This window comes from Polyangiaceae bacterium (genome assembly GCA_015075635.1).
Lineage (GTDB): Bacteria > Myxococcota_A > Polyangia > Polyangiales > Polyangiaceae > JADJKB01.
Genome location: JABTUA010000001.1, coordinates 1,816,318 through 1,835,177, shown reverse-complemented (window position 1 = coordinate 1,835,177; position 18,860 = coordinate 1,816,318). Strand labels below are relative to the sequence as shown.

General features: G+C 70.0%; 21 protein-coding genes. 5 read left to right on the top strand and 16 right to left on the bottom strand.

Annotated features, from left to right (window positions below; translation table 11 throughout):
• Positions 1 to 5: 5 nt before the first annotated feature.
• Together HS104_08220 and HS104_08215 are read left to right on the top strand one after the other, a co-directional pair.
• Positions 6 to 752 carry a chlorite dismutase family protein gene (locus HS104_08220; protein ID MBE7479955.1) on the top strand — a complete coding sequence of 249 codons (747 nt, stop codon included), beginning with the start codon at positions 6 to 8 and terminating at the stop codon, positions 750 to 752.
• Between the two features lie 94 nt (positions 753 to 846).
• Positions 847 to 1,515, top strand: coding sequence for an HAD-IA family hydrolase (locus tag HS104_08215; GenBank protein MBE7479954.1), 669 nt, complete (start codon positions 847 to 849; stop codon positions 1,513 to 1,515).
• Here HS104_08215 and HS104_08210 read toward each other — a convergent pair.
• From HS104_08210 to HS104_08195, 4 genes are read right to left on the bottom strand one after another with little or no spacing between them, the layout of a single operon-like run.
• Positions 1,497 to 2,216 carry a DnaJ domain-containing protein gene (locus tag HS104_08210; GenBank protein MBE7479953.1) on the bottom strand — a complete coding sequence of 240 codons (720 nt, stop codon included), beginning with the start codon at positions 2,214 to 2,216 and terminating at the stop codon, positions 1,497 to 1,499. The genes HS104_08215 and HS104_08210 overlap by 19 nt on opposite strands.
• Positions 2,217 to 2,225: 9 nt before the next feature.
• Positions 2,226 to 3,668, bottom strand: coding sequence for a MerR family transcriptional regulator (locus HS104_08205; protein ID MBE7479952.1), 1,443 nt, complete (start codon positions 3,666 to 3,668; stop codon positions 2,226 to 2,228).
• A complete protein-coding gene (locus HS104_08200; GenBank protein ID MBE7479951.1) occupies positions 3,668 to 4,153 on the bottom strand; it encodes a hypothetical protein in 486 nt (161 codons plus the stop codon). The genes HS104_08205 and HS104_08200 overlap by 1 nt, the downstream gene beginning before the upstream one ends.
• Before the next feature lie 27 nt (positions 4,154 to 4,180).
• Positions 4,181 to 5,182, bottom strand: coding sequence for a hypothetical protein (locus tag HS104_08195; GenBank protein MBE7479950.1), 1,002 nt, complete (start codon positions 5,180 to 5,182; stop codon positions 4,181 to 4,183).
• A 235-nt stretch (positions 5,183 to 5,417) separates the two neighbouring features.
• On the opposite strand from HS104_08195, the gene HS104_08190 reads away from it, so the two are divergent.
• On the top strand, positions 5,418 to 6,056 hold the full coding sequence (locus HS104_08190) for a hypothetical protein (protein ID MBE7479949.1): 639 nt from the start codon (positions 5,418 to 5,420) through the stop codon (positions 6,054 to 6,056).
• A 53-nt stretch (positions 6,057 to 6,109) separates the two neighbouring features.
• Entirely contained in the window at positions 6,110 to 7,123 is a 1,014-nt protein-coding gene (gene obgE / locus HS104_08185) for a GTPase ObgE (protein ID MBE7479948.1), read from the top strand.
• On the opposite strand, the gene HS104_08180 is transcribed toward obgE, so the two are convergent.
• From HS104_08180 to HS104_08145, 8 genes are all read right to left on the bottom strand, one after another.
• Positions 7,120 to 8,073 carry a hypothetical protein gene (locus HS104_08180; GenBank protein ID MBE7479947.1) on the bottom strand — a complete coding sequence of 318 codons (954 nt, stop codon included), beginning with the start codon at positions 8,071 to 8,073 and terminating at the stop codon, positions 7,120 to 7,122. The genes obgE and HS104_08180 overlap by 4 nt on opposite strands.
• Positions 8,074 to 8,126: 53 nt before the next feature.
• Entirely contained in the window at positions 8,127 to 9,635 is a 1,509-nt protein-coding gene (gene dnaB / locus HS104_08175; GenBank protein ID MBE7479946.1) for a replicative DNA helicase, read from the bottom strand.
• Between the two features lie 211 nt (positions 9,636 to 9,846).
• Positions 9,847 to 10,293, bottom strand: a complete 447-nt coding sequence (locus HS104_08170; protein ID MBE7479945.1) for a 50S ribosomal protein L9 — start codon at positions 10,291 to 10,293, stop codon at positions 9,847 to 9,849.
• A 23-nt stretch (positions 10,294 to 10,316) separates the two neighbouring features.
• Positions 10,317 to 10,592 (bottom strand): 30S ribosomal protein S18, encoded by a 276-nt coding sequence (locus HS104_08165; GenBank protein MBE7479944.1) that lies wholly within the window; start codon positions 10,590 to 10,592, stop codon positions 10,317 to 10,319.
• Positions 10,589 to 11,110 (bottom strand): 30S ribosomal protein S6, encoded by a 522-nt coding sequence (gene rpsF, locus HS104_08160; GenBank protein MBE7479943.1) that lies wholly within the window; start codon positions 11,108 to 11,110, stop codon positions 10,589 to 10,591. The genes HS104_08165 and rpsF overlap by 4 nt, the downstream gene beginning before the upstream one ends.
• A 51-nt stretch (positions 11,111 to 11,161) precedes the next feature.
• Positions 11,162 to 11,737 carry an aminoacyl-tRNA hydrolase gene (locus HS104_08155; protein MBE7479942.1) on the bottom strand — a complete coding sequence of 192 codons (576 nt, stop codon included), beginning with the start codon at positions 11,735 to 11,737 and terminating at the stop codon, positions 11,162 to 11,164.
• Positions 11,734 to 12,417, bottom strand: a complete 684-nt coding sequence (locus HS104_08150; protein MBE7479941.1) for a 50S ribosomal protein L25 — start codon at positions 12,415 to 12,417, stop codon at positions 11,734 to 11,736. The genes HS104_08155 and HS104_08150 overlap by 4 nt, the downstream gene beginning before the upstream one ends.
• A gap of 27 nt (positions 12,418 to 12,444) precedes the next feature.
• Positions 12,445 to 13,392, bottom strand: coding sequence for a ribose-phosphate pyrophosphokinase (locus HS104_08145; GenBank protein ID MBE7479940.1), 948 nt, complete (start codon positions 13,390 to 13,392; stop codon positions 12,445 to 12,447).
• A 192-nt stretch (positions 13,393 to 13,584) separates the two neighbouring features.
• On the opposite strand from HS104_08145, the gene HS104_08140 reads away from it, so the two are divergent.
• Positions 13,585 to 13,785 carry a hypothetical protein gene (locus HS104_08140; protein MBE7479939.1) on the top strand — a complete coding sequence of 67 codons (201 nt, stop codon included), beginning with the start codon at positions 13,585 to 13,587 and terminating at the stop codon, positions 13,783 to 13,785.
• Positions 13,786 to 13,791: 6 nt separating this feature from the next.
• Here HS104_08140 and HS104_08135 read toward each other — a convergent pair whose 3' ends face one another.
• The 4 genes from HS104_08135 to HS104_08120 all read right to left on the bottom strand — a co-directional run bounded on the left by HS104_08135 (position 13,792) and on the right by HS104_08120 (position 18,763).
• Positions 13,792 to 15,252, bottom strand: coding sequence for a protein kinase (locus HS104_08135; protein ID MBE7479938.1), 1,461 nt, complete (start codon positions 15,250 to 15,252; stop codon positions 13,792 to 13,794).
• A 3-nt stretch (positions 15,253 to 15,255) separates the two neighbouring features.
• Complete coding sequence (locus HS104_08130) at positions 15,256 to 16,266, bottom strand: hypothetical protein (GenBank protein MBE7479937.1); 1,011 nt, start codon at positions 16,264 to 16,266, stop codon at positions 15,256 to 15,258.
• A 104-nt stretch (positions 16,267 to 16,370) separates the two neighbouring features.
• Entirely contained in the window at positions 16,371 to 17,768 is a 1,398-nt protein-coding gene (locus HS104_08125; protein ID MBE7479936.1) for a 2-oxo acid dehydrogenase subunit E2, read from the bottom strand.
• A 17-nt stretch (positions 17,769 to 17,785) separates the two neighbouring features.
• Positions 17,786 to 18,763 carry an alpha-ketoacid dehydrogenase subunit beta gene (locus HS104_08120; protein MBE7479935.1) on the bottom strand — a complete coding sequence of 326 codons (978 nt, stop codon included), beginning with the start codon at positions 18,761 to 18,763 and terminating at the stop codon, positions 17,786 to 17,788.
• Between the last annotated feature and the right edge of the window lie 97 nt (positions 18,764 to 18,860).

Genomic DNA, 18,860 nt, shown 5'->3' with positions numbered 1-18,860 from the left:
TGCGCATGAGCCACGGAGCCCCGGAGTCACCCCCCATCGACCTGCGCGAACGCGGCGCGCCACGCGACGGTGAGCCGCAGCTGCTCGACCGCCGCGTCTTCATGCAGCTCCTGTGCTTCGAGTGCGGTCCGACTCTCGGGCCCGAGACGGCGATTGCGCGGCTCGGAGCGCGGCTAGAGGCCGCCGGCATGCCCTCGGTCATCTACGAAGACGTGAACCATCCCTACGGCATCGCGGTGCTCGGTTTCTCGGAGAATCCTTCTGACTTCGTGACCAAGGTTCGACCCGCGTGCTCGGACGAGGGCCTCGTGGGGCTCAGGATGCGTCCCGAGCTCACCATGCTCGGTCGGAGCTACTCGACCGGCTTCGAGCAGGACCTGGCCTTCTGGTTGATCGAGCGCCCGAAGCAGACCGTGCTCAACCAGGCTTGGCCCTGGGCCGTCTGGTACCCGCTCCGCCGCAAGGGCGCCTTCGAGCGGCTCGACCCGAAGGAGCGTGGCGGCATCATGCGCGAGCACGGCGGCATCGGTAGGGCCTACGGCGAAGCCGATCTGGCCCACGACGTGCGCCTCGCCTGCCATGGGCTGGACGAGAACGACAACGAGTTCGTGATCGGTCTCGTGGGCAAGGAGCTGTTCCCGCTCTCGCACGTGGTCCAGGCCATGCGACGCACGCGGCAGACCGCGGAGTTCATGGAGAAGATGGGTCCGTTCTTCGTGGGCCGCGCCGTCTGGCGTCACGCTGGGAGCTGAGCTCTCGCGGTAGATGCCGACACCACTGCCGGCGTCCAGAGGACCTCTGATCGCCGCCCTCCGGCGTGATCTTCTCCGGCAAGACTTCGAACGCATGCTGATTGTCTTCGACCTGGACGGCACGCTGGTGGACTCGCGCGCGGACATCGTCTGCGCCACGAACCACGCGCTCCTGGAGCACGGCCGGCCCGGGCTGCCGGACGAGCTGGTGACGAGCTTCATCGGAGACGGCGCGCGCACGCTGATGGCCCGGGCCGCGGGTTTGCGCGAGGACGACGCTCGGCTCGAGCCCTTCTTGCAGGCCTTCCTCGACTATTACGCCGCGCACGCGGTGGTTCACACCACGCTCGTGCCGGGCGCCATTGCCGTGCTCGACACGCTGGCGGCGGGGTTGCCCCTGGCGCTCTGCACCAACAAGCCGCGCCAGACCACGCTCCGCGTTCTCGACGCGCTGGGCCTCCGCGGCTACTTCGCGGCGCTCTCGGCCGGCGGCGATCAAGCGCAGAAGAAGCCCGACCCGGAGCCGCTGCTCGCGCTGGGGGAGCGGCTCGGCTTTGCGCCGGGAGACATGGTTTTGGTGGGTGACGGCCCGCAGGACATCGAGTGCGCACGCCGCGCCGGAGCACGCAGCGTCGGCGTGGCCGGCAACATCGCACCCAGAGCGCTGCTCGAGCGCGCGAGGCCCGACGCTCTGCTCGAGGAGATCCGCGCGTTGCCCGGGCTCCTGCACCGCTGGCGAAACGTTCACGCCACCAGCAGGTGATACGCGGCGCTGAGCTCGGCGAAGCGCTTGAGCAGCACCGCGCGCTCCTCCGCGCTGGCTTCGGGGTGGCGATCCGGATGCACCGCCGAGGCCAGCGTGCGGAACGCGCGTTGGACCGCGTCACGGGTCGCGGCTCCTCCCAGGCCGAGCACTGCCAGCGCCTCGGCGCGGGCCCGTTCTCGGCCGGCGTTGGGACGGGCGCCGTTCGCCCGAGCTCCGGCGTCACGCCGGCGCGGCCGGCCGTGGAGGAACTCTCGGGGCGACAGCGGGATGTTGCGCTCGTTCTCCGGCCGCGCCACACGGAAGCGAATCTCGGCGTCGGCCAGCCGAAACAACGCGTCGAGTCGTTGCCGGAGCTGCCGCCGCAGCGCTGCGTTCAAGGCGTTCTCGCTGAGCTGAGGGTCTTCCAGCAGGATCTCGCCGGCTCGCCGTCCCGGCGCTCGCGTCAGCTCCCGGGTCAGGCGCCGGAGCGCTTCGTCGCCGACGAAGCCCTGTTGCTTCAGGATCTCGCCCACCCGAGCCACGGAGAGCGACGTCTCGACGCGCGACACCAAACCTCGAGAGAAGTGGACGCGGTGCGCGCGGCCGCGCGTCGCACCGTCGAGCTCTATCAGCTCGAGCACGCCCGAAGCCCGGTCGCGGTGGACGAGCCCGAGGAGGTCGCCGAGGGTGGTCGCCGAGAGACGACCCGGAAGCCGCATTTCCGCCGATTACCTCGCGCGCTCGCGCGCGGCCAAGATCTCGGGCGGGGCCTCGGCGAGGGTGCTCTCCGCGCTCTGGCCAATCGGCCCCGTCGGATCGAGCGCGACCGCCCGCGCGAGCTGCGCTCGGCCCTCGGCCAAGCGCCCCACGCCGAGCAGATGACGCCCGAGCGCGAGGCGCGCGTTGCCCTCGATGCGAGCGTGCGCCGCAGGATGCAGCCGCCCCGGCGCGCTCAGAACCACACCGATCGCCGACTCGAGGTCGCTCACCGCGCTCGATCCACGGCCCAAGGCCCGGGGCAAGGCGAGCCCGACCAGGCCGCGACGCAGGAACGCCAGCGCCGACGCCAGCGGATCGGCGTCGTTGCCGGGGTCGGCCCGGAACAGCCTCCCGAGCGCCGGGACCACCCCCTCGAGCACGCTCGCCCCGGCCTGCCCGTGCGCGAGGGCGTTCGACAGGGCGCGCTCGGCCGCCAGCACCTCCCCGAGGGGGAAGCTACCCGCGCGCGACAGGATTCGGTCGATCTGGTCCGGCTCCGCCTGGTTGCTCCACGCTGCGAGCAGCTCCGCGCGCGGCCTGAGCGACTCCGCCGGCAGCCGTCCGAGGTCGCGCGCCGGGCCCACGGCGAACAGGTGCCACGCCAGGTCGTTGGCTTGGGCGAAATCGCCCTGCAGCGCGCCGGCGGCGAGCTTCGCTCGGTGCTCGTCGGCGCCGAGCCGCGCCGCGAGCTCGGAACCGAGCGGGAGGGGGCTCGCCTGCTCGACCCGAGCCGACGCGCTCTGCACCGCCGAGATCAGCGCGTCCACGATGCGCCGCAGCATCAAGTCTCGGTAGGCCGCGATGAAGCGGGCGACCGGCGCGCGCCCCGCACGCAGCGCCACGACGGCTTCGCTCATCTCTCCGCGCCGAATCACCGCGTCGAAGAACACCGCTGCCTCCGCCTCGACCAACGCCCCGACGGCGGTCGCGCTGACCCGCAGGTCTTCGAGCGTCAGCTCTCGCGTCAGACCTTCCAGGGCGACGACCTCGGCCACCGTGCCGAGCACCCGCGCAACGGTCGGATCGGCGCTGCTCTCTCCGGCCATCAGCAGCCCCAGGTCCTGGGCCACCCGCGCGACCTCCTGGTCGACGACCGGAGCCGGAGCCGGCTCGCCACCCAGGTGGGGATCGATCCGCAGCACGTCCGCCAGGGTATCCAGGTCGCGGCTCGGGGGGCGTTCGAGCCCTGCTCGAAGAACGCTGCGGATCACCGCGACTGGCAAGTACTTTTCTTCGCGCAGCTGCCGCACCAACCGCAGCCGTTCGAGGTGGGAGTCGTCGTACAGTGCCTGCGTCTTGCCTTGCCGGGTCGGCGCCGGCAGGAGGCCCTCTCGCAGGTAGTAGTGGATGGTCTCCCGAGGCACGCCCGACAGGCGCTCGAGCTCCGCCATGCGCATCAGTCTGCGTGCCATCAACGCTTCGGCGAGTCCGTGCTGCCCACCTCGACCCGCGCGCTGACGACGCGCGAGCTCGGAGAGCAAAGCTCTCGCCCCTCCCCGGTCGGGGCGCAGGCGACGTAGCGCGCGCGCACGCCGAGCTCCCCGCTACCCGTCGCCGTGGCCGCCAGCACCAGCGGCAGTCGCAGCCTGCGTGCCGTACCTCCGGCCGCGCTGCCTGGTCCGACGCGCGTGCGCAGCGGACGGGCAAACTCCGGGGTGCGCTCGACCAGCGCATCCGCCCAGGCCAACCGGCCGCGGGTGACCTCGACCTCGAGCTCGCACAAGACTCGTCCTGGGGCGGCCTCACGCCGACACGACAAGCGCGCGTCCTCCGGCGGCACGTCGGCGACCACGCCGGGAGCCACGAACAGGACCGTCGACAGGCCGAGCAGCGTGACGCGCAATTTCGACGCTTCGAGCACCTCGGCAATGATGCCGCGGAACCGCGCGAGGTTCACAGCGAAATCGCGCTGACCGGTCTCTGCCTAGCTGGCGCTCGGCGGCGCGTAGAAATCGACCAGGCGGATTGGCTCACGAGATACCCGAGCCGCCACGCGGGCGCGCTCTCCCTGAGGATCTCCGCCGATCTGGAACACCGTGGGCGGGTCCATCTCGATGCTGACGGCGTCCACCAGGTAGTCGAAGACGATGTTCGGGTCGTGGTACTCACCGCGCCAAATCGCTGGGAAATTCCGCACGAATCCCAGCGAGCTGACGGTGGACACGCGGAGCTGCATGCGATCGGGGCGCTCGTCGGCGAAGGGGAACATGCGGAAGCCGAAGCCGTAGTACGGGATGGTCGCGAGGCCGACGATGCGCGCCGGTCCCTCGTAGATGGTCTCGCCTTTGGGGATGGGCTGCCCGACCAGGCCGCCTTTCTCTCCGATGCGGTAGGCCTCCGCTCCTTCGTTGCGCACGCGGCAGTGGGGCACCGGGCGCACCACGAAGGTCGGCAGCGAGCGCGTCACCGAGGCCAGCGTGTAGCCGAGTGCTCCCGCGGCGAAACGCTTGAGCGGCGTCCGGGAGAGCATCGCCTTGACGTCCGCGTAGTCCTTCAGCACCACCGCATCCACGCCGAACCCGGCGAACGGCGCGAGGAATCCCTCGACTTCCACCAGGCGCAGCGGCCGGCTGCCGGCGTCTTCGCGCAGGCGCTGGATGTCCGCCGACAGCCCGCGTCCCTTGGCGCGACTCGCGCCGGCGACCCAGGCCAGCGCGTTGCCCGTTCCGAGCTTCAGCAAGCCGAAGCGGGGCACCGGTTTGTCCTGGGCCCTCGCTTCACGAACCACTTCGGTGACCATCACCGTGAAGGTTCCGTCGCCGCCGCCGGTGAGCACGGTGCCGTAGCCGCGATTCACGAGCGTGCGCGCGATTTCCGAGGCATCCTCGAGCCTCCGGGACACGAACAGGTCGCCGCCGAGGAGGATCTGGTCCAGCGTGGAGATCACGTCCGCGGTGACGCTCTTGGCGTTGCCGTTGACGACCACCGCGATGCGCTCCCGGGCTGGGGGTACGCTCGGCGCCGACGCTCTCTCGTCCGTCACGCGCGCCCCTGTACCACGGGCCCCCGCCAGAAGCCGGGGCGACACGGAGGCCCCGAAACTACAGAGGGAATTTGGCGTCGGGCCGCGCCATGGACTACGCTCTCTGAGACCCGGGGGTCCCGGCTTCTTGTGAGCCCCCAAAGCGCCCTGACCTGAGCCGGCCGGGGGGATTCGTTCGATGGGGAAGAAAGAGAAAACCAAGGCGAAATCGGCGGGCAGCTCGAGCGCCAAGCCCGAGAAGAGCGCGTCGAAGAAGGGGGCTGCGAAGGGCGCAGCGGCCGCGGCTGACAACGACCCCAAGCGCAGCGGCCTGCGCGGTGCGGCCCCCTGGGCGGCCCGGCACGCGGCCAAGCACGCCGCAGAGGCCCGTGCCCGCAACGCCTCGCCTCCCCCACCCGGTAGCGCCCGGGCCACGCTGCGCGTCCCGGAGAAGGCGGAGCTCATCAAGGCCAAGGTCGCCGAGCTGCACAACGCGATGGTCCGGATCCGCGCCCTGCGGAAGCACCCAAACGAGAAGTTCTACGAGCTCGGCCAGGTGCTGGGCATGATCCGCGACGGCCGGCTGTACGAGGCCAAGGGTTTCAACTCCTTCGAGGCGTTCGTCGAGCGCGAGGTGGACCTGAGCAAGGCCACGACCTTGCGCCTCGAGCGGGTGCCGCGCTTGTTCTACGAGGCGCAGGCGCGGGAGGTGGGCCTCGAGGCCGTGCTCGCGGCGGTGGAGGCCATCGACGCGGTGCTCACCGGCCAGCGCCAGCCGGCTGCTCGTGCCCAGCAGGCGGCTGCGCTCCCGCTCAAGCCCCCCACCGGTCGCAAGTAGCCGGCGCGAAATGCGCGATACACGCGCTCGGCTGTGATAGCTCTGCCCGCCGAATGCGATTCGTCGACGAGTGCACGCTGCGCGTGGAGGCCGGTGACGGCGGACGCGGTGCCGTGGCCTTTCGCCGCGAGAAGTTCCTGCCGTTCGGCGGTCCAGCCGGGGGCGACGGCGGACGCGGCGGGGACGTGGTGCTGGTCGTCGATCCCGGGCTCGGCACCCTCTACGATCTGGCCCACCTCCGGGTGCTGCGGGCCGACGCCGGGGAGAACGGGCTCGGCAAGGACATGTTCGGAAAAGCCGGAGGCGACGTCGAGCTCAGGGTGCCGCTCGGGACCATCGTGGTGGACGTGGACCGCGGCGAAAAGCTCTGCGAGCTCACCCGAGCTGGCGAGCGGGTGATCGTCGCCAAGGGCGGCAGAGGCGGCCGCGGCAACAAGCACTTCGCCTCGAGCGTCGAGCGCGCGCCGCGCCGAGCCGAGCCCGGCGAGCCCGGCGAGCAGAAGAACCTGCGCCTCGAGCTCAAGGTGATGGCCGACGTCGGCATCCTCGGCTACCCGAACGTCGGCAAGAGCACGCTGATCAGCACGGTCAGCCGCGCTCGACCCAAGATCGCGGACTACCCGTTCACGACGCTGGTCCCTCACCTCGGCGTGGTCAGCATCGGCGATCACCGCGGTGGGCTAGGCAAGAGCTTCGTGCTGGCGGACATTCCCGGCTTGATCCCGGGCGCGAGCCAGGGCGCGGGCCTGGGGATCCGCTTCTTGAAACACGTCGAGCGCACGCGCGTGCTGCTCCACCTGGTCTCGCTCTCGGAGGAGCCTGGTCGCTCACCCGTGGCCGACTACCACGTGATTCGGCAGGAGCTCGGCGCCTTCAATCCCGAGATGCTCGCGCGCCCCGAGGTCGTGGCCATGACCAAGGCAGACTTGCCGGAGGTGCGCGAGGCGTACCCCGACGTGAAGGCCGAGTTCGAGAAGCTCGGCAAGGAGCTGCGCCTGATCAGCGCCGCGACGCACGAGGGCACCGCGGATCTGATGCGCGAGCTGGCCGAGCACTTGTTGCTCTAACGCCCCACCGCGTCGAACACCTCGATCGACGGCACGTAGACCGGACCCGCCGGCAAGCCGGTGCTCGCCGCCATCTCCGGCGTGACGTAGCCGGAGAAGCCACCGGCGACCGGAGGCAGCTCGGTCTGGGAGCCGCCTCCAGGCGCCGGGCCGCCTCCGCCCGGCGGGGGCAGCCCGCCGCCACCGGTGACGACGCCGATGCAGCTCTGCCCGCAGTTCTGCGCCAGGCAGGTGAAGACCTGGAACGCCTTGATGGCAGCCTGGAACTTCCCTTGGAAGCACGAGAGCACGCACTGAAGGTTGAACCCGCCGCAGCTCGTCGCGGCGCACACCACGCCCGACGCGCAAGCCGGGTCGTTGTAGCAGGCGTTCACCTGGTTCTTGCAGTTCTGCTCCGCGCAGCTCACGCAATTGAAGATCGGCCCGCTGTCGGGGAACGGGAAGGCGTCGAAGAAGTTGCCGCCGTCGGTGACGCTGCCGCCGCTGCCGCCGAACGCGCCGATGCCGCCGCTGCCGCCGGTCGTGCCACCGAAGCCGCCGACTGGAACGCCGCCGGTCGCGCCCACGCCACCGAAGCCACCAGTCGTGCCGCCGAAGCCGCCCATCGCGCCGGCTCCCGCCACGCCGCCGAAGCCGCCCATCGCGCCCGCTCCCGCCACGCCGCCAAAGCCGCCCATCGCGCCGGCTCCCGCCGCGCCGCCGAAGCCGCCCATCGCGCCGGCGCCCGCGACGCCGCCGAAGCCGCCCATCGCGCCGGCGCCCGCGACACCGCCAGCCCCGCCCAGGTTGCCGGTGCCACCGGAGCCGCCGCCGTCGATGACGGGAGCGCCGCCGAAGCCCGCGCCGCCGATCCCCGGCAACTCGAGATCGTCTTCCATCTCGGAGCGCCCGCAGGCGACGAACGGCAGAGAGAGCAACACGACGCTGGAAAGGAGTGCCCGAGCTCGCATGACGCGCGAAGCCTAGCACGCCCTCGGGCCACCGGACGCCGGGACCCCTCCCCTCAGGCCGCGCCGGCGTCGAACCCGTCGAATTCGTCGAAGTCGTACTCGTCCGGGGCTAGGTCGTCGAAGCGAGTGAACTCCGAGCTGAACTTCACCTTCACCGAGCCGGTGGGCCCGTTGCGCTGCTTGGCCACGATGATCTCGGCGATGCCGCGGTCCGGGCTGTCCTTGAAGTAGTACTCGTCGCGGTAGATGAAGAAGATGGCGTCGGCGTCCTGCTCGATGGCGCCCGACTCGCGCAGATCGCTGAGCTGCGGTCGCTTGTCCTTGGTGGTGCGCGTCTCGACCGAGCGATTCAGCTGCGAGAGCGCCATCACCGGAACGCCCATCTCCTTGGCCAGTTGCTTCAGCCCGCGCGACAGCTCGCTGATCTCTTGCTCGCGGCTGGCCGCGTCGCGGCGCCCCTGCATCAGCTGCAAGTAGTCGATGCAGACCAGCCCGAGCTTCCGCGCGCCACCGGGCGCGTCGCCGCGCTTCACGTCGGCCTGGAGCCGGCGGATCTTCGCCCGGAGATCGAGCAGCGTGAGCCCCGGCGTGTCGTCCAGCCAGATGGGCAGGCGCCCGAGCCGCGCGGCGGCGTCAGTGAGCTTGTTCCAGTCCTCGCGTCGCATGTCGCCGCTGCGGATGCGTGAGACGTCCACCCGCGCCTCGACCGCGAGCAAGCGCGATGCCAGCTGCTCGCGCGGCATCTCCAGCGAGAAGAACGCGACGCCGTCGCCGGCCTCCTCGATGTCGCCCTCCCCGTACGGATCCGAGCTCTCGTCCACCGCGCGGCGCCGCGGCATGGCGATGTTCACCGCCATGTTGAGCACCAGCGAGGTCTTCCCCATGCCGGGCCGGCCCGCCACGATGTAGAGGTCACCGGCGTGCAGGCCGGCGGTCTTGCGATCGAGCTGCTTGTAGCCGGTCGGCGTACCGGTGATGCCACCGCCGCGCTTGGCTGCTTCGGCCAAGATCTGGAAGGCGCCGTGGATGGCGTCCTTCACCGACACGATGGACGACCCCTCCGGGATGCGCGCGATGTCGAACACCGCTTGCTCGGCCTGATCGATGAAGGCCTGCACCTCCTCGGCATTCGAGTAGCCCTCGGCGGCGACGCGCTGGCAGGTGGCGATGAGCTGGCGCATGCGCCACTTCTCGCGGATCAGCTTGGCGTGGCTCTCGACGTGAGCCACGGCCGGGGTGGCGTCGGAGAGCTGCGCCAGGTACTCCATGCCGCCCACCTGGGCGATGCGCTCCCGATCCCTGAGCCAGGCCGCCACGGTGACCAGGTCCACCGGTTTGCTCGAGCTGTGCAGATCGAGCACCGCTTCGAAGATGCGCCGGTGGGCGTCCGCGTAGAAATGCTCCGGGGCCAGCACCTCCTGCACCCGGTCGAACGCCTCGGCGGCCAGGAGCACGGCAGACAGCACCGCTGCCTCGGCGTCGAGGTCGTGGGGTGGGATGCGGCCGGCCACCGGCTTCAGCTCCGCCGCCAGGTCTCGGTTTCGCTGTCGATCCGCGCTCATGCTCGCCGTCTCTCTCGCATACCTCGAAACGTCCCCCGAGATCGGTCAGGCAAAGTCCGGGCTCGCTCCCGAGCTTGCCCATACCTGCTCCACCAGTTGTCCCCAGGGTGCCAAAAACACGACACCCCGGCGTGCACGAGGCAGCCGGGGTGTCGGGGTCGCTTCTCTCAGAAGCGCTCGGGAGATTCAAGCTTGAAAGTCGGAAACCTCTTCAGGCCTCCTTCACCACTTCGACCTTGAGCGCAACGCTGACCTTGGGGTGCAGCTTGAGCATCACCTCGTGCAGACCGAGGACCTTGATGGGCTCCGCGAGCGCGAGCTTCCTGCGATCGATCTCCACGCCAGCTTGCGCGAAGGCTTCCTCGATGTCGCGGGTCGTGACCGACCCGTACATCTTGTTCTCCTCGCCCACGGCGCGTGCGATCTTCACGCTGACGCTGCCGATCTTCTTGGCGATCTCTTCGGCGCCCGCGAGCTCCTTCTGCGCGCGGCCGGCGGCCGCTCGCTTGAGGTCGTCCACGCGCGCCAGGTTCGACGGCGTGGCCGGGACTGCGAGGCCACGGGGGATCAGGAAATTGCGCGCATAGCCGGGGCGAACGCGCACGACATCACCGCTCGAGCCGAGGTTCTCCACGTCCTCGCTGAGCACGACTTTGATGGGAGTAGCCATGGGTCGTCTCTTCAGTTGGAGGTGAACGGCAAGAGCGCGATGTTGCGCGCGCGCTTGACGGCGACCTGAATCTCGCGCTGGTGCTTGGCGCACGCGCCCGAGATTCTACGCGGCACGATCTTGCCGCGCTCGGTCACGAAGTAGCGCAGGGACTGCGGGTCCTTGTAGTCGATCTTCTGCGCCTCGTCGGAGCAGTAGGTGCAGCCGCGACGGCGCGCGCGGCGGAATGCGCCGGCCATTTCGCCGCCGGGAGGCGGCGGCACGGAGCCTCGGTCCTTGTCCTTCATTTGTCGTCCTCCTCGTCGCCAACGGCAGCGAGCACTTCTGCTTCCTCGTCGTAGCTGTCGTCACGCAGCGGCGGGGCGTCCGGGCTGTCGACCAGACCCAGCTCGCGCTCGAGCGAGTACTCCTGCTCGTCCTCGGGCGGGGCCTCGATGGCCTCGAACTTCACCGCGTCCGGATCCACCGCGACGCTGGCGAGCTCGGTCTCGCCGCCGGTCTGTACGGTCTGATACTTGATCACGTCGTCGAGCATGCGGAGGTTGCGCTCCAGCTCGTTGACCAGGGCGCCGCCGCCCCAGTACTTGACGTACACGTAGACGCCGCGACGCTGCTTGGCGACCGGGTAGGCGAGCGCACGCCGACCCCAGGTCTCGACCTGGGTCAGCTTGCCACCTTCCCGCCCGACCACCTCTTCGATGCGGCCCGCGACCTTCTCCGCGGCTTCCTTCGCCACGCTCGGTCGCATGATGTAGATGGTTTCGTATTCGCGGGCTCTCGGGCCCGCGGTCGTGGTCTCGGTCATGTCTTCTCCTTCTGGACTGCGGCCCCCGGACGAGCCGGGAGCAAGGAGCCCTCAGCGCGGAATGCGCTGATTGATCACGTTCATCGCTGCCGGGAGGCCCCGGCTCGCCAGGAGCGTGATCGCCTCGACGGACCGTGCGAGCACCTCGTCGAGGGTCGCCCGTTCGTGAGGGGCGAACGCCTGTAGCACGAAATCTGCGACGTCACCGCGAAAATCGGGGGGTGGGCGGCCGATCCCGAGACGCAGCCGCAGGTAGTCCTGGCCCAGGTGCCGGGTGACGGAGCCGAGCCCTCGGTGTCCGGCATCCCCCCCACCCTGCTTCAGGCGCAGCTCGCCCAGCGGTAGGTCCAGCTCGTCGTGGACGACCAAGACCGAGCTAGGCTCGAGCTTGTAGAACGCGGCACAGGGCTGAACGCTGCGCCCGGACTCGTTCATGTAGGTCTGAGGCAAGAGCGCGAGCAAGGACGCCCCGCCGGCCGAGAACGGCGCCAATCGGGCGCTGAATTTTTCCCGCCAGGGGCCGCCGCCAGCGCGCTCGACCGCGCGCTCCACCACCATCGCGCCCACGTTGTGGCGCGTGTCGGCGTAGCGCGGACCGGGATTTCCCAGGCCGACGACGAGGATCACTTCTTCTCGGGCTTGCCTTCAGCCTTGGCCGGCGCGGCACCCGCCGCCGGAGCAGCTGCGCCAGCAGCCGGGGCGGCGCCCGGAGCGGCAGCCGTGGTAGCCGCGGCCTCTTCCTCGACCACCTTCTTCATGGTGGCCACGGCGGCGACGGTCTGCTCCGCAGGCAGGCGCACGCTGACCCCCGCCGGCAGCGCCAGCGCGCTCACCGGCAGCGAGTGGTCGAGCCCGAGCTCGGTGATGTCGTGAACCAGCTTCACCGGGATGTCCTTGGGCAGGCAGCGTACCGGCACCTTGCGGTAGACCTGGCGCAGCTCGCCGCCCTCCACCACGCCCTTGGCCTTGCCGGTCAACTCGAGCGGCACCTCCACGTCGACGGGCGCGTCGAGGGCGATCTTGAGGAAGTCGGCGTGGAGCAGCTCACGAGACACCGGGTGGTACTGGTAGTCCGTGAGCAGCACGGTCAGAGTCTCTTTTCCCTCGACGTCGAGCTCGATGGGCGAGTTGCGCCCGAGCGGCCGAGCGAGCACGCCCACCAGATCCTTGGGCGAGACGGCGATCGCCAGCGCGGGCTGGCCCTTGCCGTAGGCGACGGCCGGAATGGTGCCGGCGAGGCGCATGCGGCGCGACTTGTTCTTTCCGGCGGCTTTGCGGTGGGTGGCGGCGACTTTGGCGAGCTGCATGACGACTTTTCCTTCGAACTCACGAGCTCACACGAAGAGCGAGCTCACGGAATCACTGTTGTGGATGCGGCGAATGGCTTCGCCGAGCAGGCGCCCGATGCTGAGCACCTTGATCTTTTCGCAGGCGCGCGCCTCTTCGGAGGGCGCGATGGAGTTGGTGACGACGACCTCTTTCAGCGCGGACTCCTGAATGCGCTGGATGGCAGGGCCGCTGAACACGCCGTGCGTGGCGCAGGCGACGACGCTCTTGGCGCCGGCGTCCATCAGCGCGCGGGCCGCGTTGCACAGCGTCCCCGCGGTGTCGATGATGTCGTCGACGATGATGCAGTCGAGCCCCTCGACGTCACCGATGATGTTCATCACCTCGCTGACGTTCGCGCGTTCGCGCCGCTTGTCCACGATGGCCAGCGAGGCGCCGAGGCGCTTGCTGTAGGCGCGGGCACGCTCGACGCCACCGGCGTCCGGCGAGATCACGCAGGCGCCCGCGTCGAAGCGCAGCTTCAGGTAGTCGTCCAGGAACACGGGCAGCGCGTACAGGTGGTCGAACGGGATGTTGAAGAACCCCTGGATTTGACCGGCGTGCAGGTCCACGCACACCACCCGGGTCACCCCGGCGGTGACCAGGACGTCCGCCACCAGCTTGCTGGTGATGGGCGTGCGCGGAGCCACCTTGCGGTCTTGCCTGGCGTACCCGTAGTACGGGATGACGGCGGTGATGGAAGCGGCAGACGCGCGCCGGAGCGCGTCGCACAGGATCAGCAGCTCCATCACGTTGTCGTTGACCGGCGAGCTGGTCGGCTGGACCACGTAGGTGTCGAGCCCGCGCACGTTCTCGCGCACCTCGCAGAAGGTCTCGCCGTCGCTGAAGCGCGACACGCGAGCCTCACCGAGCGGCGAGCCCAAGACCCTGGAGATCTCGTGCGCCAACTCGGGATTCGCGTTCCCGGTGAAGAGGCAGATTCGCTTGACGGCCACGGCTCACACCCGCCCGCTAACCCCGCGAAAGGACGAATGAACCCTGCGCCGGGGAGAAAGGGGTGGCGAGAACTAGCAGCCAAGCACGGCGCTGTCAACGGAGCGGGATTTCTGCCGGATTCTCCCCGCGACGCTCGGCTCGAGCCGGCGCCGCTGGTTGACAGGGCAGCACCGGCGCCCATCTTCCCGGGCATGAGCAAGCCCGGGGTCGCCGCCGTCCTGTCGTTCCTGATCCCCGGCGTCGGGCAGTTCTACAACGGCAAGTTCCTGCGCGGGTTGTTCTGGCTGATCGTCACGCCGGGCCTGTGGCTGGGCACGGGCGGGTTCTTCGGCTGGGTGTGCCACCTCGCCGCAGCGTACACCGCGTACGCGTGGGCGAAGGACCACCCCTGAGCTGGATCACCGATACGGGTTGCTGGGCAGGTCGTCGCCGCCCTTGCCGCCCCCGGTCTTGCCGCCCCCGGTGGGCCGCGCTGGCTTCTTCTGGCTCGCCGAGGCGCTCGGCGTCGGCTCGGCGCTCGGCGTCGGCTCCGGGCCCGCGCTCGACGGCGGAGCCGCGGGCTCCACGCTCGGCGCGGGTGGCGTCACCACGACAGGAGCCGTGGCGGCTGGGCTCGTCGGCGCGGACTTGCTGGACCGACCGAGCAAGAACAGCCCGCCTCCTCCCAAGAGCACGACCAGGGTGCCGATGGCGAGGTAGAGGCCGGTCCTGCGCGGCGCGGCCGGTGCAGCCATCGTGACCTGACTGCGCGACATGGGCTCGGCGACGGTGAGGTCGCCTTCGCGGGGAACGAACATCGCCGCGCTCGAGACGCTGGAGCTGATCGGGCCGCGCGACAGCGGCGAGACCTGACTCGGCTCGCTGCGCGCGAGCCATGCGCGCACCGCGTCTCGCTGCTGGGCGATTTCGTCGCCGAGCACGCTGCTGACGTATTGAGCGAGCTCCTTGGGGCTCGCCAACTTTCCGGCCTGCGTCGCGGCCCGCTCGAGGGCATCGGCGAACTGCGCGGCGGTGGTGAAGCGCTTGTCGCGGTCGCGCTCGAGGGCCTTCATGGCGACCTCCGAGAGCGCCGCGTCCACGTCGGGTGCCACCGCCTGCAAGTTGGAGATGGGGTCGTTCAGCACGCGGGAGAGCGTGCCGGCCTCGTTCGCCGCCTTGAACAGCCGCCGCCCTGCGAGCACCTCCCAGAGCACGATGCCCCCGGCAAACACGTCGGCGCGACGATCGATGTCGGCGTGTCCGAGCGCCTGCTCGGGGGCCATGTAGGCGATCTTTCCCTTGAGCTGCCCGACCCGCGTGCCAGAGAGGCGCGTCGCGGCCCGCGCCACGCCGAAGTCCGTGATGCGGCAAACGCCGTCGGTGCCCACGAGGAGGTTCTGCGGCGACACGTCGCGGTGGACCAGCTCCGTGGGCTGGCCCATCTCGTCCTTGAGCTCGTGCGCAGCGTGCAGGCCCGCCAGCATGTCCAGCACCACCCGGAGCACGACGGGAGCTGGGACGCGTTCACCGGAGGTCGCGGCGCGCGCGAGCAGGCGCGCCAGCGTGTCACCCTCGATGTACTCCATCACCAGGTAGTAGCCGCGGGGGCTCGCGCCGACCTCCAGGATGGGCACCACGTTCGGGTGGTGGATGCCCGCGGCCAGCCGGGCCTCGTCCAGGAACATGTCGACGAACTCTTTTTCGCCGGCCAAGTGCGGGTGCAGGCGCTTGATCGCGACCAGGCGCTGGAAGCCTCCGACGCCGGTGAGGCGCGCCAGGAAGACGGTCGCCATGCCGCCGGAGGCGATCTCCGCGACCAGCTCGTAGCGATCGATGAGCTGGCGCCCCTCGGTGTCCACGTCGATGAGCCGCGCGGCCATCGCCTAGAACCTCCCCCGGGCACCGACGGAGCCCAGGCCGAGCCACGGTTCGACCCGCGCGCTGTCCTGCTTCGACCCACCGGACCAGTCGGTGAAGAACGCGCCGATGACTCCGCTGGTCACGGCCAAGCCCGCGCTGACCCCGAGCAAGATGTTGGTGCGGTTCTGCCGATCGAGCCCGTCCTGGTAGGCCGGACAGCTCGTGCCCTGACCCGCGCACTCCTCCCGGACCTTGTCCTTGCCCGGGTTGTTCTGCGTGTCGATGCCGCTCCAGACGGTCACACCAGCGGCGACGACGGTGAGCCCGGCGCCGATGAAGAACACTACGGGAGGCAGCCCCCCGCCCTCTTTCGTCCCGGTGTCGCGCGTCGGTGTGGGCGCGGGCGACGGCGCGGGGGTTGGGCCTGAGCCGCCCGCCTTGGGCCCGGGCCCAGACGCGGGCAACTCCGGTGGTTTCTCTTCCGGCGGCGCGTCGAACGAGACCTCGCTCTGACCGCCCTTCACTGCCTGGACCGGCGTCACGCGCGTCCGACCGCCGGACCAGCTGGCGTTGACCTGCACGCCGCCGGGCGCGAGGTAAACCGTGCGCTCGGCAGCGGCAGCGCCGTGGACCAGCTTGGTCCCGAGCACCAGCTCGCAGGCCGGCGTACACTTCACCTTCAGCGCGTGGAGCTCGGAGCGCGCCCGCTTGAGCACGCCTTCGGCGAGCTTCGTCAGACCGGCCTCCTGGGCGTGCCGGCCGAGGGCGAGCTCGGCCAGCGTGGCGGCTCGATCCAGCTGTCCCGCTTTGTCTCGGGAGCGCACCGCCAGCTCGAGCGCGACGGCGCTCGGCGCACGCGCGTCGGCCGCCTCGAAATGCTCCGCTGCCTCGACCCAGGCGCGCTTCTTGTAGGACTGCTTGCCGAGGTCGAACTCGGCGCCCGCGGCCTTGATGTCCTCAGCCGAGGGGCCGGCAGGTTGTGCGCGAGCCGCACCCGAGGCGAGGAGCAGCAGCGCCGCGGCCGACAGGCCCATTCGGAACGACTTTGTCGGCTGGCCCCTCATCGCTCTGGACGCAGAAAGGCTACACCCAAACCGTCACAGCGGCGACATACGGTGCTCGCGCACACTCACCCACATCACGCCATCGTCACCAGCAAGCGCTCGGGCTCTTCGAGCAAGCCGATGATCTCCTGCGCGAAGGCCGCCCCGACGTGACCGTCGATGATGCGGTGATCGAAGCTCAGGCTGAGCAGCATCACCTCGCCGATCACGATCTGATCGCCCTTCACCACCGGGCGTCGCTTCATCTCGTGCACGCCGAGGATGGCCACCTCGGGGTAGTTGACGATCGGGGTCGCGAACAGGCCGCCCAGCTTGCCCAGCGACGTGATGGTGAACGAGGAACCGCCGAGGTCCTCTTTCTTGCTCTTGCTCACTCGGGCGTCCGCCGCCAGGCGCTCGAGCTCCGCAGCGATCTCGATGATGCTGAGGCGGTCGGCGTTGCGCACCACCGGCACGATGAGCCCGGCCTCCGTCGCCGCCGCGACGCCGACGTCGTAGTTGCCCTTGAGCACCATCTCCCCAGCCGTGTCGTCCACCAGGCAGTTCAGCGCCGGGAAGCGCTTCAGCGCTGCGACCACCGCCTTGACGATGAAGGGCAGGAACGTGAGCTTGACCCCATCGCGTTCCGCGAAAGCCCGGGTGCGATCGCGCAGCGCCTTGAGCGCGCCGACGTCGCACTCGTCCACGTAGGTGAAGTGGGCCGCGGTGTGCTTGCTGCGGGCCATGTTCTCGTAGATGCGCTTGCGCAGCCCCCTGAGCGGCACGCGCTGGTCGCCGGCGACGCGCGGCGGACCGACGATCTCCGGCTTCTTCACCGAGCGAGGCTCGCCCTCTGGGACCACCGTCACCGCGTGGTGGACGGAGACCTCGGCGACCGGCATCTGGATCAGCGGCGCGGGCGCCTTGGCGCGCACCGCGTGGCGCTCGACGTCCTCGCGGGTGACGCGGCTGGCAGGCCCGCTCGGCGCCACATGGCGCAGATCGACGCCCATCTCCCGGGCGAGCTTGCGCGTGGCCGGCGCGGCCAGGGGCTTGTCGTTGAAATAGCCGCCGTTGCCGGCGCTGGGTGCGGGCGCGGCCGCGGGCTTCTTGCTGGCGAACGCAGCCATGCCGGGCAACGTCTCGCGGATGTCGCCGACGGCGGTCGCCGCCGGGCCTTCGTCCTTCTTGGCCGGCGAAGGCGTGGTGGGCGCCTCCGGAGCGGTCGCGACCGGCTGGGCCGCGCCGCCTCCCGCGAGATCGATCACGACCAGCACCTGACCCACCGGCACGATCTCGCCGATCTTGCCGCCGAGCCGGACCACGCGCCCGGCCTTGGGCGCGCCGATGGTCACGGTCGCTTTGTCAGTCATGACCTCGACCATCTCCTGATCCTCGCGGACGCTGTCGCCCTCCTTGATCAGCCAGTTGACGATCTCGCCTTCGGTCACGCCTTCGCCGATGTCGGGCAGCTTGAACTCGAAATTGCTCATGCGTCGGGCTCCGAATCTCAGACGGCGCGGGCCGTCTCCAGGATGGCGGGAAGGATGCGGTGGGAGAGCGGCAGGTATTCCATCTCGAGCGTGTACGGGAACGGAGTGTCGTAGCCCGTCACGCGGACCGGCGGCGCTTCCAGGTGGTAGAACGCCTTCTCGACCACCAGGCTCACCAGCTCGGAGCCGAAGCCGCAGGTCTTCGGCGCCTCGTGCACGATGATCAGGCGGCCGGTCTTCTTCACGCTCGAGACGATGGTCTCGATGTCCACGGGCCAGAGCGTGCGCAGATCCACGACCTCGGCGTCCACGCCTTGCTCGGCGGCCTTCTGCGCAGCGTCGAGCGCTTCGTAGAGCATGGCGCCGTAGGCGATGACCGTGACTTGGCTGCCTTCGCGCACGACGGCCGCGCTCTCGAGCGGCACGGTGTACTCGCCCTCGGGCACGTCGCCCTTGGCGGCGCGGTACACGCGCTTGGGCTCGAAGAACAGCACCGGGTCGGGGTCGGCGATGGAGGCCAGGAGCAGGCCCTTGGCGTCGTAAGGGTTCGACGGGCAGACCACCTTGAGCCCCGCCACGTGGATGAACTGCGCCTCGGGGTGCTGCGAGTGGTAGTGCCCGCCGCGGATGCCTCCGCCCACCGGGGTGCGGATCACCATCTTCGAGGTGTACTCGCCGCCGGAGCGGTAGCGGTACTTCGCCACCTCGCTCACGATCTGGTCGTAGGCCGGCCAGATGAAGTCCGAGAACTGGATCTCGGGCACCGGGACCATGCCGTAGAGCGCCATGCCGACGGCGGCGCCGATGATGCCACCCTCGGAGAGCGGCGTGTCCACCACGCGGCTGTCGCCGAACTCGTCGTACAGGCCGCTGGTCACGCGGAACACCCCGCCGACCTTGCCCACGTCTTCCCCCATCACGACCACGCGCTCGTCCTTGCGCATGGCGATGCGCAGCGCGTCGTTGATGGCCTGAACCATGTTCATTTGCGTCATGTCGATTGTCTCTCTGCGTCAGGTGGGGCTGCGAGGCCGAAGGCCGAGCCCGGAACAACTTCTGGGGTCTTGGCAGGATCAGATCACGATCGGCCAG

What these genes read in the sequence shown, in the direction of transcription:
- HS104_08220 (MBE7479955.1), top strand. Translation starts at nt 6, where the DNA reads ATGAGCCACGGAGCCCCGGAGTCACCCCCCATCGACCTGCGCGAACGC.
- HS104_08215 (MBE7479954.1), top strand. Translation starts at nt 847, where the DNA reads ATGCTGATTGTCTTCGACCTGGACGGCACGCTGGTGGACTCGCGCGCG.
- HS104_08210 (MBE7479953.1), bottom strand. Translation starts at nt 2,216, where the DNA reads ATGCGGCTTCCGGGTCGTCTCTCGGCGACCACCCTCGGCGACCTCCTC.
- HS104_08205 (MBE7479952.1), bottom strand. Translation starts at nt 3,668, where the DNA reads ATGGCACGCAGACTGATGCGCATGGCGGAGCTCGAGCGCCTGTCGGGC.
- HS104_08190 (MBE7479949.1), top strand. Translation starts at nt 5,418, where the DNA reads ATGGGGAAGAAAGAGAAAACCAAGGCGAAATCGGCGGGCAGCTCGAGC.
- obgE (MBE7479948.1), top strand. Translation starts at nt 6,110, where the DNA reads ATGCGATTCGTCGACGAGTGCACGCTGCGCGTGGAGGCCGGTGACGGC.
- HS104_08180 (MBE7479947.1), bottom strand. Translation starts at nt 8,073, where the DNA reads ATGCGAGCTCGGGCACTCCTTTCCAGCGTCGTGTTGCTCTCTCTGCCG.
- dnaB (MBE7479946.1), bottom strand. Translation starts at nt 9,635, where the DNA reads ATGAGCGCGGATCGACAGCGAAACCGAGACCTGGCGGCGGAGCTGAAG.
- HS104_08165 (MBE7479944.1), bottom strand. Translation starts at nt 10,592, where the DNA reads ATGAAGGACAAGGACCGAGGCTCCGTGCCGCCGCCTCCCGGCGGCGAA.
- rpsF (MBE7479943.1), bottom strand. Translation starts at nt 11,110, where the DNA reads ATGACCGAGACCACGACCGCGGGCCCGAGAGCCCGCGAATACGAAACC.
- HS104_08150 (MBE7479941.1), bottom strand. Translation starts at nt 12,417, where the DNA reads ATGCAGCTCGCCAAAGTCGCCGCCACCCACCGCAAAGCCGCCGGAAAG.
- HS104_08140 (MBE7479939.1), top strand. Translation starts at nt 13,585, where the DNA reads ATGAGCAAGCCCGGGGTCGCCGCCGTCCTGTCGTTCCTGATCCCCGGC.
- HS104_08135 (MBE7479938.1), bottom strand. Translation starts at nt 15,252, where the DNA reads ATGGCCGCGCGGCTCATCGACGTGGACACCGAGGGGCGCCAGCTCATC.
- HS104_08130 (MBE7479937.1), bottom strand. Translation starts at nt 16,266, where the DNA reads ATGGGCCTGTCGGCCGCGGCGCTGCTGCTCCTCGCCTCGGGTGCGGCT.
- HS104_08125 (MBE7479936.1), bottom strand. Translation starts at nt 17,768, where the DNA reads ATGAGCAATTTCGAGTTCAAGCTGCCCGACATCGGCGAAGGCGTGACC.
- HS104_08120 (MBE7479935.1), bottom strand. Translation starts at nt 18,763, where the DNA reads ATGACGCAAATGAACATGGTTCAGGCCATCAACGACGCGCTGCGCATC.